General features: G+C 72.5%; 11 protein-coding genes and 1 pseudogene. 10 read left to right on the forward strand and 2 right to left on the reverse strand.

Annotated elements, in window-relative coordinates:
- Positions 1-22: 22 nt before the first annotated feature.
- From ACGFU7_RS12895 to ACGFU7_RS12930, 8 genes and pseudogenes are all read left to right on the forward strand, one after another.
- On the forward strand, positions 23-826 hold the full coding sequence (locus ACGFU7_RS12895) for a hypothetical protein (RefSeq protein ID WP_393695603.1): 804 nt from the start codon (positions 23-25) through the stop codon (positions 824-826).
- Entirely contained in the window at positions 823-2106 is a 1284-nt protein-coding gene (locus ACGFU7_RS12900) for a hypothetical protein (RefSeq protein ID WP_393695081.1), read from the forward strand. Before ACGFU7_RS12895 ends, ACGFU7_RS12900 begins: the two co-directional genes overlap by 4 nt.
- 57 nt (positions 2107-2163) lie before the next feature.
- On the forward strand, positions 2164-2784 hold the full coding sequence (locus ACGFU7_RS12905; protein ID WP_393695082.1) for a TetR/AcrR family transcriptional regulator: 621 nt from the start codon (positions 2164-2166) through the stop codon (positions 2782-2784).
- A gap of 205 nt (positions 2785-2989) precedes the next feature.
- Entirely contained in the window at positions 2990-5287 is a 2298-nt protein-coding gene (locus tag ACGFU7_RS12910) for a molybdopterin-dependent oxidoreductase (RefSeq protein WP_393695083.1), read from the forward strand.
- Positions 5288-5421: 134 nt separating this feature from the next.
- Positions 5422-6852, forward strand: a complete 1431-nt coding sequence (locus ACGFU7_RS12915; protein WP_393695085.1) for a CitMHS family transporter — start codon at positions 5422-5424, stop codon at positions 6850-6852.
- A 2-nt stretch (positions 6853-6854) separates the two neighbouring features.
- The gene (locus tag ACGFU7_RS12920) at positions 6855-8108 is read left to right on the forward strand and encodes an MFS transporter (protein WP_393695087.1); all 1254 of its coding nucleotides are present in this window, start codon (positions 6855-6857) and stop codon (positions 8106-8108) included.
- Positions 8109-8117: 9 nt separating this feature from the next.
- Positions 8118-8447: pseudogene (locus ACGFU7_RS12925) on the forward strand (hypothetical protein); the annotation flags it as partial.
- The gene (locus ACGFU7_RS12930) at positions 8444-10330 is read left to right on the forward strand and encodes an ABC transporter ATP-binding protein (RefSeq protein WP_393695089.1); all 1887 of its coding nucleotides are present in this window, start codon (positions 8444-8446) and stop codon (positions 10328-10330) included. The pseudogene ACGFU7_RS12925 and the gene ACGFU7_RS12930, both read left to right, overlap by 4 nt.
- A gap of 22 nt (positions 10331-10352) precedes the next feature.
- Here the strand turns inward: ACGFU7_RS12930 and ACGFU7_RS12935 are convergent, their stop codons facing one another.
- Both ACGFU7_RS12935 and ACGFU7_RS12940 read right to left on the reverse strand, forming a co-directional pair.
- Positions 10353-12083 (reverse strand): hypothetical protein, encoded by a 1731-nt coding sequence (locus tag ACGFU7_RS12935; RefSeq protein WP_393695091.1) that lies wholly within the window; start codon positions 12081-12083, stop codon positions 10353-10355.
- A 26-nt stretch (positions 12084-12109) separates the two neighbouring features.
- Positions 12110-12235, reverse strand: a complete 126-nt coding sequence (locus ACGFU7_RS12940) for a hypothetical protein (RefSeq protein WP_393695093.1) — start codon at positions 12233-12235, stop codon at positions 12110-12112.
- A 262-nt stretch (positions 12236-12497) separates the two neighbouring features.
- Here ACGFU7_RS12940 and ACGFU7_RS12945 point away from each other — a divergent pair, with 262 nt between their 5' ends.
- Positions 12498-13886, forward strand: a complete 1389-nt coding sequence (locus ACGFU7_RS12945; RefSeq protein ID WP_393695095.1) for an aldehyde dehydrogenase family protein — start codon at positions 12498-12500, stop codon at positions 13884-13886.
- Positions 13887-13935: 49 nt separating this feature from the next.
- Positions 13936-15018, forward strand: a complete 1083-nt coding sequence (locus ACGFU7_RS12950; RefSeq protein ID WP_393695097.1) for a Zn-dependent alcohol dehydrogenase — start codon at positions 13936-13938, stop codon at positions 15016-15018.
- The last annotated feature ends 1 nt before the right edge of the window (position 15019 follow it).

Below are 15019 nucleotides of genomic sequence, written 5' to 3' on the forward strand. Positions count from 1 at the left end.
GCCGGGCGTCGCAGCCGTCACCATGCTCACCGCAGGCGCCCTCGTGTTCGGTGCGAGCGCCTGTGGCGGGCGGGCCACCACCCACCACAAACCCGGCACCAGCCATGAACAGGCCAGCGGCAGCGTCGGCCGGCTCCTCGCCGACGACGACGGCTCCGGCCACCGGCTGCGCCAGGTCGACGCCGAGGGCGCCCCCGCGGTGACGGTCGCCGTCCGGCCGGACTCCGAGGACGGCTGGAACGTCCATCTCTCCGTAAGGAACTTCCGGTTCACCCCGGACAGCGTGGGCGGCGCCGCTCTCCTCGGGCGCGGCCACGCCCGGCTGTTCCTCGACGGCCACCCCCTCGCCCGCGTCTACGGCTCCTGGTACCACCTCCCCGCCTCCCTCGTCCGCAGCGCCGGCGGCGGCACCGGCCTCACCGCCCGGCTCTACGCCGACGACCACACCGCCTGGGCGGTGAACTCCGCCCCGATCCAGGCCACCACCTCCCTCGCCACGGCCTCCGCCTCCGCCTCTGCACAGCCCACCGCCCCCGCGGCGCACCAACCAGAAACACCCCGGCCCGACACGACCCTGGAGATCGTCGTCTCCCACGGCAGGGTCCGCCCCACCCCCGGCCGCACCGAGATCAAGAAGGGCCGGATCATCGAACTACGGGTCCGCAGCGACCGCGCCGACACCCTCCACGTCCACGGCTACGACAAGGAGGCCCGGCTGCCCGCAGGAAAGACCGTCACCCTCTCCTTCACCGCCGACCGCACCGGGCTCTTCGAGGTCGAGACACATGAGTCCGACCTGCTCCTGACCCAGCTCGTCGTACGGTGAGCGTCCTCGCCCATGGCATCGGCGCCCAGCACGACCTTCCGCTGTCCCCCTTCTACGCCTTCGCCGGAGCCTTCGCCGCGCTCTTCGTCTCCTTTCTCGCGCTCGGCCTGCTCTGGTCCACCTCCCGATTCCGCGGCGACCGGGCAGGCCGCCCGCTCCCGGCCGCCGTCCAGCGCCTCGCCGACGCCCGCCCCACCCGTATCGCCGTGCGCATAATCGGGCTGGCCGCCGCCCTGTTCGTCACGCTCCACCTCCTCCTCGGTCCGCAGGACCCGGACCGCAACCCGGCCCCCGGCGCCGTCTACGTACTCCTCTGGGTCGGGCTCGTCCCCGCCTCACTCCTTCTCGGCCCCGTCTGGCGACTCCTCAACCCGCTGCGCACCGTCCACCTCCTTGTCTGCCGCGCACTCGGCCGTGACCCCTCCGCGGGCCACCCCCTTCCCGTACGCCTCGGGCTCTGGCCCGCCGCGGCCGGGCTGCTCGCCTTCACCTGGCTCGAACTCGTCGCCCCCGACCCCGCATCGACCACCGCCCTCCTCCTCTTCCTCTCCCTCTACGCCGCCGTCCACCTCGCAGGCGCCGCCCGCCACGGCGCCGGATGGTTCGACCGGGCAGATGCCTTCGAGGTCTACTCGGGGCTGCTCGCCAGGCTCTCCCCGCTCGGCCGCCGCCCCGCCGACCGCCGCCTCGTACTCCGCTCCCCGTTCAACGGACTCGACGCCACCCCGCAGACCCCCGGACTCGTCGCCACCGTCTGCGTCATGCTCGGCTCCACCGCCTACGACGGCTTCTCCGACGCCCCCTCCTGGATCACCACCGTCCAGACCTCATCCCTGGGCCGCACCACCACGGCCACGCTCGGACTCCTGGGCGCCGTCGTCCTCGTCGCCACCCTCTATGCCCTCTGCGCCGGCGCCGCCCGGTTGATCTCCGGTCAACTCCGCCACCCCCTCACCGCCTTCGCGCACTCACTCGTCCCGATCGCCCTCGGCTATCTCATCGCCCACTACTTCACGCTCTTTGTCACCGAAGGGCCACGCACAGTCATGGTGGCATCCGGCACTGACAATCCCGTCCCGCCCGAGCCGCCCCTGGGGCCGGGCGGCGTCGCCACGCTCCAGGTCGCCACGATCGTCCTCGGCCACGTACTCGGCGTCATCGCCGCCCACGACAGGTCCGTACGCCTCTTCCCGCCCGGCCGCGCCGTCGCGGGGCAACTCCCGCTGCTGGTCCTGATGATCACGTACACCATCGGCGGACTGTCCCTGCTCATTGCATGACGATCGCGCCGGTGCCGACCGGTCAACCGTCCGCCCGCAGAGGAGACCCACGGCATCATGGAGCCCGTGCCCCATGCGAACACGAACCTCCGCCGCGCCCCCGTGCAGCAGCGCAGCGCCGAACGCCTCGCCCGGATACTCGACGCCTGCGCCGAACTCCTCGACGAGACCGGCTACGAGCAGCTCTCCACCCGGGCCGTCGCCGTCCGGGCCGAGGTCCCCATCGGCTCCGTCTACCGGTTCTTCTCCAACAAGCGCGCGCTGACCGATGCGCTCGCCCGGCGCAACCTGGACAGCTACGCCGAACGCATCACCGCCCGCCTCGCCGCCATCCCGGCCGCCGACTGGCGCAGCGCCATCGATGCCGTCCTGGACGAATACCTGGCGATGAAGCGCTCCGTGGCCGGCTTCGCCCTCGTCGACTTCGGCGCTCCGGCCCCCGAGGACGACCCGGCCGGCGACGCCAACCACCGGGTCGCCGGCCGGCTCACCGAACTGCTCTCCGGGCACCTCGGCCGCGCCCCCGACGAGGATCTGCTCCGGACGATCCTGGTCTGTGTCGAGGCCGCCGACGCCCTCCTCCAACTCGCCTTCCGTGCCGACCCGTCGGGTGACCGGGCCATCGTCACCGAGACCCGCGTCCTGCTCCGGGCCTACCTCGCACAAGTCCTGGACTGACCGCGCGGGCCCCGTCCCACGGTCCGTCCCCCGAACCGCCCCGGGCCCCGTCCCACGGTCCGTCCCCCGAACCGCCCCGAGCCCCGTCCCACGGCCCCGGCAATATCGTCACGACAACACCTCCCCACCATGCGTACCGGTCGGTATGCTCGGCGTGCTTGCCCACGTACGCGCGCCACCGCTGTCGCCGCCCCGGGGAGGGCCCATGTCGCACGACCCCAGCAGCTCCCGCACCGCCCTGCGCATCTGCCCCCTCTGTGAGGCCACCTGCGGACTCACCCTCACCATCGAGGGAACCTCGATCACCGGCGCCCGGGGTGACCGGGACGATGTCTTCAGCCGCGGCTTCATCTGCCCCAAAGGCGCGTCCATAGGCGGGCTCGACGCCGACCCGGACCGGCTGCGCACCCCGCTCGTCCGCCGGGACGGCGTCCTGACGGAGGCGAGCTGGAGCGAGGCGTTCGACGCGATCGCCCGCGCCCTGCCCGCACTGGCCGACGAGCACGGGCAGCAGGCCGTCGGTGTCGTCCTCGGCAACCCGAACGTGCACACCATGGCCGGCGCGCTCTACCCGTCCGCCCTGCTCTCCGCCCTCCGTACGCGCGCCCTGTTCACCGCGAGCACCCTCGACCAGATGCCCAAGCACGTCTCCAGCGGACTGCTCTTCGGCGACCCGAACGCCATCCCGGTGCCCGACCTCGACCGCACCGACCATCTGCTCCTCCTCGGCGCCAACCCCCTCGAATCCAACGGCAGTCTCTGCACCGCCCCCGACTTCCCCGGCAAGCTCAAGGCGCTGCGCCGACGCGGCGGCACCCTCACCGTCGTCGACCCCCGCCGCACCCGCACCGCCCGCCTCGCCGACCGGCATGTCGCCATCCGCCCCGGCACCGACGCCCTCCTCCTCGCCGCACTCACCCACGTACTTTTCGAGGAGAAGCTCACCGACCCCGGCGCGCTCGCCGGCCATCTCGAAGGGATCGACGAAGCAGCGGAAGCGGTAAGGGAGTTCACGCCCGAGGCGGTCGCCGAAGCGTGCGACGTGGATGCCGCGACCATCCGTGCGATCGCCCGCGAACTCGCCGCAGCCCCCACCGCCGCCGTCTATGGGCGCATCGGCAGCTGCACCGTCGAACACGGCACCCTGGCCAGCTGGCTGGTCGACGTCCTCAACATTCTCACCGGCAACCTCGACCGCCCCGGCGGTGCGCTCTTCCCGCTCTCCGCCACCGCCCGCGCTCCCCGCCCCGCCGCCCCCGGCAAGGGCTTTGCCCTCGGGCGCTGGGCGAGCCGGGTCTCCGGACACCCCGAGGCCAAGGGTGAACTGCCCGTCTCCGCGCTGGCCGAGGAGATCGAGACGCCGGGGGAGGGCCGGATCCGCGCGCTGATCGTCCTCGCCGCCAACCCCGTACTGTCCGCACCCGACGGCGACCGACTCGACCGGGCCCTCGGCGGGCTCGACTTCATGGTCAGCGTGGACCCGTACCTCAACGAGACCTCATGCCACGCACACGTGGTGCTGCCCCCGCCGCCGCCCTCGCAGAGCGCCCACTTCGACTTCGCGTTCAACGCCTTCGCCGTGCACAACCAGGTCCGTTACACCCGCCCCGCCGTCCCCCTCGACGACGGTCTGCTCGACGAGAGCGAGATCCTCGCCCGGCTCGTCCTCGCCGTCTCCGGGATGCACGGCACAGACCCGTCCGCCGTCGATGCCCTGGTCATCGACCGGATGCTGACCAGGGCCGTCGCCGACCCGCACTCGCCCGTGCACGGCCGCACCCCCGACGGGCTCGCCGCCGCCCTCACCGGCCGCACCGGACCCGAACGCCGCCTCGACCTGATGCTCCGCCTCGGCCCGTACGGCGAAGGCTTCGGCACCGACCCCGACGGTCTCACCCTGGAGCGGCTGCTCGCCCACCCGCACGGTATCGATCTCGGCCCGCTCCGGCCCCGGATCCCCGAGGTCCTCACCACCCGCAGCGGACGCATCGAACTCCTCCCCGCACCGATAGCCGCCGATCTGCCGAGGCTCCGCCACGCCCTGGCCGACCGGCTCGGTCCCAACGCGCTTCTCCTCATCGGACGCCGCCATCTGCGCTCCAACAACAGCTGGATGCACAACATCGCCGAGCTGAGCGGCGGCTCGAACGTCTGCACCCTGCAGATCCACCCCGCCGACGCGGCCCGGCTCGGACTGACGGACGGCGGCCTGGCCACGGTCGCATCGGACGGCGGCTCACTCACCGCCCCGGTCGAGCTCACGGAGGGCGTACGCACCGGAGTGGTGAGCCTCCCGCACGGGTGGGGACACAACCGCCCCGGCACCCGGCTGTCCGTCGCCGCCGCCCGCCCCGGCGTCAACGTCAACCAGCTCCTGGACGGCACCCGGCTCGACCCGCTCTCCGGCACGGCCGTGCTCAACGGCATCCCGGTGACGGTGACACCCGCCGCGACGCCCGACACCGTGGCTCCGGGGGTGCCGTCGGTTGTGCCCCTCGCATGATCCACGCGTTGACCTGGGGTTTTGCTCGTATTGCTCGCATGTCAACATCTTGTTAACGCTGGGAGGCGCGCCCTAACGTCATCCGCACCGCCGACTCCGGTGGGAGTTCAAGGGTGAGCGAATAGGTATCCCATATGCTGACAATCCTCGGCTTTGCCATGATTGCGACCTTCCTGGTCCTGATCATGATGAAGAAGATGTCGCCGATCGCGGCGCTGGTCCTGATCCCCGCACTGTTCTGCGTCGCCGTCGGGAAGGGCGCGAAGCTCGGCGACTACGTCATCGAGGGCGTCGGCAATCTGGCCCCGACCGCCGCGATGCTGATGTTCGCCATCGTCTACTTCGGTGTGATGATCGACGTCGGCCTCTTCGACCCGATCGTGCGGGGCATCCTGCGCTTCTGCAAGGCCGACCCGATGCGGATCGTCATCGGTACGGCGGTGCTCGCGGCGATCGTCTCGCTCGACGGCGACGGCTCCACCACCTTCATGATCACCGTCTCGGCGATGTACCCGCTCTACAAGCGCCTCAAGATGAGCCTGGTCGTGATGACCGGTGTCGCCGCCACGGCGAACGGCGTCATGAACACCCTCCCCTGGGGCGGCCCCACCGCCCGCGCCGCCACCGCGCTCAAGCTGGACGCGGGCGACATCTTCGTCCCGATGATCCCGGCGCTCGGCGTCGGACTGGTCGCCGTCCTGCTCCTGGCCGTCGTGCTGGGCCGGCGCGAGCGCAAGCGGCTCGGCACGCTCACCCTCGACGAGGTGCTGGCCACCGAGACGGTCACGGAGTCGGAGACGGTTCTCGTCGGGGCGGGCGGCGGCAGCGACCGTACCCGCAAGAGCTCCGGCGGAACCGGAAGCGAAACCGGTACGGGCACAGGCGCGGACGGCGACGAAGCCGAAGCGGACGCGGACGAGGGCTTCAAGGGACTGGACCCGGACCGCGCCACCCTGCGCCCCAAGCTCTACTGGTTCAACGCGGGCATCACCGTCGCCCTGCTCACCGCGATGATCATGGAACTGATGCCGATCCCGGTGCTCTTCCTGCTCGGCGCGGCCCTCGTCCTCACCGTCAACTTCCCCCACATGCCCGACCAGCGGGCCCGTATCGCCGCCCACGCCGACAACGTCCTCAATGTCTCCGGCATGGTCTTCGCAGCCGCCGTCTTCACCGGCGTCCTCTCCGGCACCGGCATGGTCGACCACATGGCCGACTGGCTCGTCGGCGCGATCCCCGACGGCATGGGCCCGCACATGGCCATCGTCACCGGCATCCTGAGCATCCCGCTGACGTACTTCATGTCCAACGACGGCTTCTACTTCGGCGTCGTCCCCGTGCTCGCCGAAGCCGGTGCCGCCCACGGTGTCTCCCCGCTGGAGATCGCCCGCGCCTCCCTGGTCGGCCAGCCCCTGCACATGTCGTCCCCGCTGGTCCCGGCCGTCTACGTCCTCGTCGGCATGGCAAAGGTCGAGTTCGGCGACCACACCAGGTTCACCGTCAAGTGGGCCGCGCTCACCTCACTGGTGGTGCTCTGCGCCGGACTCCTCTTCGGCATCATCTGACCGTGACCCGTACACAAGAGCCCGGCAGGAGCTGGCTGCTGCGCCTCGTCATCGCCTTCGCCTTCGCGCAGGGGGCGGTGTCGATGGCGCGGCCCGCCGTCTCCTACCGGGCTCTCTCGCTCGGTGCGGACGAGCGCGCCATCGGTGTGATCACGGGGGTGTACGCGCTCCTGCCGCTCTTCGCCGCCGTCCCGCTCGGGCGCAGGACCGACCACGGCCGGTGCGCGCCCCTGCTGCCCATCGGCGTCGTTCTGATCGCGGGCGGCTGCGCCCTCAGCGGCAGGGCGGAATCGCTGACGGCGATGGCGGCCTGGAGCGGTGTGATGGGGCTCGGCCATCTCTGCTTCGTCATCGGCGCCCAGTCGATCGTCGCCCGGCAGTCCGCCCCGGCCGAACAGGACCGCAACTTCGGGCACTTCACCATCGGCGCCTCCCTCGGCCAGCTCATCGGCCCGGTCGCCGCCGGGTATGTGATCTCCGAGCGGGACGGTGCCATGGCCCGTACGAGCGCACTCGCCCTGATCGTCTCGGCGGCCGTCGCCACCGTCTCCTTCGTCTCGCTCTGGCGCATCGAGCACCGGTCCGCGCCCACGACCCGCCGCGCGGACCCGGCCACCAAGGTCCCCGTCGGCCGCATCCTGGGTGCCCGCGGGGTCCCGGCCGGGATCTTCATCAGCCTCGCCGTGCTCTCCGCGACCGACATCCTCACCGCGTATCTGCCCGTCGTCGGCGAGCACCGGGGGATCGCCCCCGCCACCATCGGGCTGCTGCTCAGCCTCCGCGCCGCCGCCACCATCGCCTGCCGCCTGGTGATGACCCCGATGCTCCGCGTCCTCGGCCGCACAGCGCTGCTCGCCACGACCTGTCTGCTGGCCGGAATGCTCTGCGCGGGCATCGCCCTGCCCGTACCCGTAGCGGCGCTGGCCGTGATGCTTGCCGTGCTCGGCTTCTGTCTCGGGGTCGGCCAGCCGCTGTCGATGACCACCGTCGTCCAGGCCGCCCCGCCCGAAGCCCGCTCCACCGCACTCGCCCTCCGGCTGACCGGAAACCGCCTGGGTCAGGTCGCGGCCCCCGCGTCCGCCGGTCTCATCGCCGGAGTGGCGGGCACCGCGGCGCCGTTCGTCATGCTCGGCGCGCTCCTGCTCGCGGCGGCAGGGCTGGGGGTACGCGGCGGGTGCGCCCGAAACGCCGAAGCGGCCCCGGCCGTGCCGGCGCCCCGGCCCCGACAGCGCCCCGTCGACCGCAACCGCACCTGACAATTCCTGCTCAAGGAGCGTGCCACCGGGCACATCAGCGGCCCCGTCGTCGCCCTCGACGAGCCCGGCCCGGACAGCGGCCCGAACGCCATGCACAGCCCGGACCGCCCCGCGATCACGGCCGCCGACCTCGTCGTCCGTACCGGCCCCGACATGCGGCTGCGTACCGGCGGACAGGTCCCGCTCCTGGTCGACCTCGCGCATCTGTATGTCTTCGACCACTACGGCCGCCGGATCTGCCCACTGCCGAAGGACATCCCGGGTCTCGACGTTCAGGAGCACCGATCGGACCCTGGCGTTGACCTCAAGTCCACTGGAGGTCGTACGTTCCTTCCATGAGCATGGAAGCCACCGCGTGGACGCAGCTCCACAACGTCATGAACGCACAAGCGGACCGACGCCCCTTCGACCGAGCCATCCTGCGGCGCATCGCCGCGTTCGCCCGTCCGCACCGGCGCCGGGTCGCCCTGTTCCTGATCCTGAGCGTGGCGACGGCGCTGCTCGCGGTCGCCACCCCCGTCCTCGCCGGCCGCGTCGTGAACGCGATCGTGGCCGGCGAGGACGGGGGCACCGTCACACGGCTGTCCCTGCTCATCGCCGTGATCGCCGTCGTGGAGGCGGCACTCGGTCTGGTCGGCCGCTGGCTCTCGGCGAACCTCGGCGAAGGGCTGATCCTCGATCTGCGCACCGCCGTCTTCGACCATGTGCAGCGCATGCCGATCGCGTTCTTCACCCGCACCCGCACCGGCGCGCTCGTCAGCCGCCTCAACAACGACGTCATCGGAGCCCAGCGCGCGTTCAGCAACACACTCTCCGGTGTCGTCAGCAACATCGTGACGCTGCTCCTCACCCTCGCCGTCATGCTCTCCATCTCCTGGCAGATCACCGCACTCGCGCTCGTGCTGCTGCCGGTGTTCGTGCTGCCCGCACGCCGCATGGGCACGCGGATGGCGAGGCTCCAGCGGGAAGCGGCGGCCCACAACGCCGCGATGGGGACCCGGATGACCGAGCGTTTCTCCGCGCCCGGTGCCACGCTGATCAAGCTCTTCGGCCGGCCCGCCGACGAGTCCGCCGAATTCGCCGCCAGAGCGGGCAGGGTGCGCGACATCGGGGTACGCACGGCCATGGCCCAGTCCGCGTTCATCACCGCCCTCACCCTCGTGTCCGCGCTGGCGCTCGCCCTGGTCTACGGGCTCGGCGGGTTCTACGCGCTGCGCGGGCAGCTGGACGCGGGCGCGGTCGTCGCCCTGGCCCTGCTGCTGACCCGGCTGTACGCGCCGCTCACCGCCCTCGCCGGGGCCCGCGTCGAGGTGATGAGCGCCCTCGTCAGCTTCGAGCGGGTCTTCGAGGTCCTCGACCTCAAGCCGCTCATCGACCAGAAGCCGGACGCACGGGCGGTCCCGGAAGGGCCGGTGTCCGTGGAATTCGACGACGTACGCTTCGCCTACCCGTCCGCCGACAAGGTCTCCCTCGCCTCGCTCGAAGACGTCGCGACCCTCGACACCCGCGGCGGCAGCGAAGTACTGCGCGGGGTCTCCTTCCGCGCCGAACCCGGCCGGACGGTGGCACTCGTCGGCTCGTCCGGCGCGGGCAAGTCGACCATCGCGCAACTGCTGCCGCGCCTGTACGACACGGACGAGGGTTCCGTACGCATCGGCGGCATCGACGTACGCGATCTGTCCGCCGACACCCTGCGCGACACCCTCGGCATGGTCACCCAGGACGGCCACCTCTTCCACGAGTCGGTCCGCGCCAACCTCCTGCTCGCCCGGCCGGAAGCCACCGAGGAGGACCTCTGGGACGCGCTGCGCCGCTCACGCCTGGACGGCCTGGTCGCCTCGCTGCCCGACGGGCTCGACACCGTCGTCGGCGAACGCGGCTACCGCCTCTCCGGCGGCGAACGCCAGCGGCTGACCATCGCCCGGCTGCTCCTGGCCCGCCAGCGCGTCGTCATCCTCGACGAGGCCACCGCCCACCTGGACAACACCTCCGAGGCGGCCGTCCAGGAGGCGCTCACCGAAGCGCTCGCCGGACGTACGGCAGTCGTGATCGCCCACCGGCTCTCCACCGTACGGGCGGCCGACCTCATCCTCGTCGTGGAGAACGGGCAGATCGTGGAGCGGGGCACCCACGAAGAACTCCTCGCGGCCGGCGGCCGGTACGAGGAGCTGTACCGCACCCAGTTCGAGCACCCCGGCACGGAGCCCGCGGAGCTCGGCTGACAACGGCCGCCCGGACCGACGGTCAGCCGGGGAATCGGGAACGGGCGGCGGCCCAGTCCGCCCCGGCGGCCTCGTCCACCGCGAACGCCCCTGCGGGATAAGGGAGTTCCCTCGCCAGGGCCGCCGCCCGCCCGAACTCCTCCTGTGCCGCCGCCTCCCGGCCCAGCGCCGCGAGCGCGGCCGCATGCACCGTACGGGAATCGGTCTCCGACAGCCGCTCGCCGACCCGCTCCGCGCGCACCGCCTCGGCCGCCGCCCGCCGCTTTGCCCGGTCCGGGTGCCCCGACAGCAGTTCCGCCCAGGCGAGCAGCGGGGTGGCTGACGGGTCGCTGTCGTCGGCCAGCAGGGTGAGGGCCTCCTGCGGGCGCCCCTCGCGCACCAGGCGCTCGGCCTCCGCCGTGCGCACCTCGTGCACGGCCTGCCGGTCGCGCTGCGCCTCGGCGGTCCGCCCGGCCCGCGCCAGCAGTTCGGCCGCGCCGGGCTCACCCGTTCTGATCCGGGCCCTGGCCAGCGCGGCCAGGGCGTACGGCGTGCACCAGGCAGGGCTCGGTTCTGCGTCCCGGACAGCCGCCTCGGCATGTTCCCGCGCCTCGGCGAACTCGCGCAGCAGCAGATGCAGTTCGGCCAGATTGACGCGCTCGAAGGCCACCGTCGTCGGATCGCCGGTGTGCTCGGCCAGGCTCAGTGCCTGCCGGCCGATGGAGACCGCTTCGCCGAGCAGGCCGGACCGGCGCGCATGCTCCCGCAGCACGGAGAGGATGGTGACCAGCAGCTCCTGATCCCCGTACGCCTCGGCATGCGGCAGTGCCAGATCGGCTGCCACGCGGGCCTGCGCGAACCGGCCCGCGAGGCCGAGCGCGGTCGCCTGGCTCCCCAGGGACCTGGCCGGCAGCCCCCGGCGTTCGCTGCCCCGCACGGCCTCGGCGGCCTCCTGCGCCCTGCGGGCCGAGGCGTGCGCGGACTCGTACCGGCCGCCCACGAACCGCACGACCGCTGCCGCCAGATGGTGCGTCGCGGTGGTGGGCGGCGGGGTGTGCGGGCCCGGCGGATAGGTACGCAGCAGTTCCTCGCCCTCGTCGGTGCCGCGATGCTTCGCCAGCACCTCGGTCAGCCGGGCCGCGGCCAGCACCTGGCCGTCCTCGTCGCCGCGCCGGACCATGTCCGCCAGCGCCTCGCGCAGTACGGTGGCCGCCTCCTGGTACCGGGCCATCCGGCGCAGGACGGCTCCCCGGTCGATCCGGGCCTGTGCCGCATCGGCGGCCAGCGCGTCGAGCCGGGCGGTCAGTTCGGCGTAGTAGCGGTCGGCGGTGTCATTGGCGCAGAGAGCCGCGGCGCGTTCGGCGGCCTGCCGCAGGTACCGGGTGGCCCGCGGGTCGTCGGCCCGGGTCAGATGCGAGGCCAGTGTGTCGACGGCATCCGGGCGCCGCCTCAGCACCGCCTCCGCGTACGCCGAGTGCAACTGCCGGCGGCGGGCGGCGGACAGCCCGTCGTAACAGGTCAGCCGCACCAGCGGGTGGCGGAACGCGAGGCCGGGCAGCGGCCGGCCGCCGACCACCACCGGCCGTTCCGCCACCACCGAGGCGGCGACCGCCGCGTCCACGGCATCCGTCGCCTCGGCGGACGAGAGCGGCGGATGCAGGCCGTGCTCCGCCACATCCAGGATCTCGCTCAGCGCGGCCCCGCCGCCCGCCACGGAGACAGCCTCGACGACCCGGCGTGCCGCAGGCCCGAGCCGCGCCAGGCGAGCGGTCACCAGCTGACGGACACCCTCCGGGGCGCTCAGCCCGGCGGTGTCCGCGCCATCCTGAGCGGAGCGGGGGCCGGGCCGATGAGCACGGCCGCCGCCGTGATCGCGGCCGCCGCCCACGCGGCGGATCTGCGCCGGGGGGATCGGGGCAGGTGCATGGAGTGCTCCTCCTGGACGGGTACGGGGGAGCCCGCTCCGTACCCGTAACTACGAGGGGAAGTACGGGGTGGGCGGGCTGGTCCCGGACGCTAGGAGGAGGCCGTTACTGGCGTATTACCGGCCAGGGCGGGCGGACTTCCGGCGCCTGGCGTGACACCGTGACGGGAGCCATGGGGAAGGCCCCTGGCGCCCAAAAACTAACAGCGCTAGTTTGGGGCGCGGACGACTACGCCGTAGCCACGGCACCCCGGGAGGAATGCGATGAAGGCCCACGACGGGATGTACATCGGCGGCGAGTGGCGGGCCGCCGCGGGCACGGACACGATCGCGGTGGTCGATCCGGCGGACGAACAGGTCATCGCCCATGTCCCGGCAGGCACCGCCGACGACGTCGACGCCGCCGTGTCCGCCGCGCGCGAGGCATTCCCCGCCTGGGCGGCGACCCCGCCCGCCGAGCGCGCCGCGAGGATCACCGCCCTGCGCGACGTCCTCGTCGCCCGCAAGGACGAGATCGCCGCGACGGTCACCGCCGAACTCGGCGCCCCGCTGCCGTTCTCGCGGATGGTGCACGCGGGCGTGCCGATCCTGGTGGCCGGCTCGTACGCCGGACTCGCCGCGTCGTACGCCTTCGAGGAGAAGGTCGGCAACTCCACCGTCTACGCCGAACCGGTCGGTGTCGTCGGCGCGATCACGCCGTGGAACTACCCGCTGCACCAGATCGTCGCCAAGGTCGCCCCCGCGCTCGCGGCCGGCTGCACGGTCGTCCTCAAGCCAGCCGAGGACACCCCGCTGACCGCCCAGCTCTTCGCGGAGGCCGTCCACGAAGCGGGCATCCCCGCGGGCGTGTTCAACCTGGTCACCGGCCTCGGCCCGGTCGCGGGACAGGCGCTGGCCGAGCACGAGGGCGTCGACCTGGTCTCCTTCACCGGCTCCACCGCTGTCGGCAAGCAGATCGGTGCCACGGCCGGCGCGGCCGTCAAGCGCGTCGCCCTCGAACTGGGCGGCAAGTCCGCCAATGTCATCCTGCCGAGCGCGGACCTCGCCAAGGCCGTCGGCGTCGGCATCGCAAACGTCATGGGCAACTCCGGCCAGACGTGCAGCGCCTGGACCCGCATGCTCGTGCACACCTCCCAGTACGACGAGGCGGTCGCGCTCGCCGCGGAGGCCGCCGCCAAGTACGGCGACCGCATCGGCCCCCTCGTCAACGCCAAGCAGCACACGCGGGTGCGCGGCTACATCGAGAAGGGCGTGGCGGAGGGCGCGCGCCTGGTCGCGGGTGGCCCCGAAGCCCCGCGCGAGCAGGGCTACTTCGTCAGCCCCACTGTGTTCGCCGACGTCACCCCGGAGATGACCATCGCCCAGGAGGAGATCTTCGGCCCCGTCGTCTCGATCATCCGCTACGAGGACGAGGACGACGCCCTGCGCATCGCCAACGGCACCGTGTACGGGCTCGCGGGAGCGGTCTGGGCGGGCGACGACGCCGAGGCGGTGGCGTTCGCGCGCCGGATGGACACCGGACAGGTCGACATCAACGGCGGCCGGTTCAACCCGCTCGCCCCGTTCGGCGGATACAAGCAGTCCGGCGTCGGCCGCGAGCTCGGTTCGCACGGGCTGGCCGAGTACCTCCAGACCAAGTCCCTGCAGTTCTGACCTTCCGCCCCTGCCCGATCCCTGCTGCCGACCGTCAAGGAGCCTGTTCGTGGTCCGCGCCGCCGTACTGCCCGCCGTCGGAGCTCCCCTGGAGATCACCGACATCGAACTCCCGGAGCCCGGCCCCGGCCGGATACGAGTCCGTCTCGCCGCCGCCGGCGTCTGCCACTCCGACCTCTCCCTGTCCAACGGCACCATGCGGGTGCCCGTCCCCGCCGTCCTCGGACATGAGGGCGCGGGCACCGTTGTCGCGGTCGGCGAGGGCGTCACCCATGTCGCGCCCGGCGACGGCGTCGTACTCAACTGGGCGCCGTCCTGCGGCAGTTGTCACCACTGCGGGATCGGCGAGGTCTGGCTCTGCGCCGACGCCCTGGCCGGTGCGGCCGGCATCCATGCCCGTGCCGCCGACGGCACCGAACTCCACCCCGGCCTGAACGTGGCGGCGTTCGCGCAGGAGACCGTCGTCGCCGCGAACTGTGTCCTGCCCGCCCCGGACGGCATCCCGCTCACCGACGCCGCCCTGCTCGGCTGTGCGGTCCTCACCGGATACGGCGCGGTCCACCACAGCGCCCAGGTCCGCCCCGGCGAGTCCGTCGTCGTGTTCGGCATCGGCGGTGTCGGCCTCGCCGTGCTCCAGTCCGCCCGGATCGCGGGCGCCTCGAAAATCATCGCCGTCGATGTGTCCCCCGAGAAGGAGGAACTGGCCCGGCAGGCGGGCGCCACCGACTACGTGATCGCCTCCGACACCACCCCGCGCGCGATCCGGGGGCTCACGGGCGGCCAGGGCGCCGACGTCGCGATCGAGTGCGTCGGACGGCCCGCCACCATCCGCGGCGCCTGGGACTCCACCCGCCGCGGCGGCCGCACCACGGTGGTCGGCATCGGCGGCAAGGACCAGCTGGTCTCCTTCAACGCCCTGGAGATCTTCCACTGGGGCCGCTCGCTGACGGGCTGTGTGTACGGGAACAGCGACCCGGCCCGCGACCTGCCGGTCCTCGCCGAGCACATCCTGGCGGGCAGGTTCGACCTCTCCATGATGGTCACTGAACGGATCGCGCTGGACGGCATCCCGGCGGCCTTCGACAACATGATCGCGGGCAAGGGCGGCCGCGCACTCGTCGTGTTCCAGTAGT

Origin of the sequence: Streptomyces sp. NPDC048473 (assembly GCF_043200155.1) — a bacterium.
Taxonomy (GTDB): Bacteria; Actinomycetota; Actinomycetes; order Streptomycetales; family Streptomycetaceae; genus Streptomyces.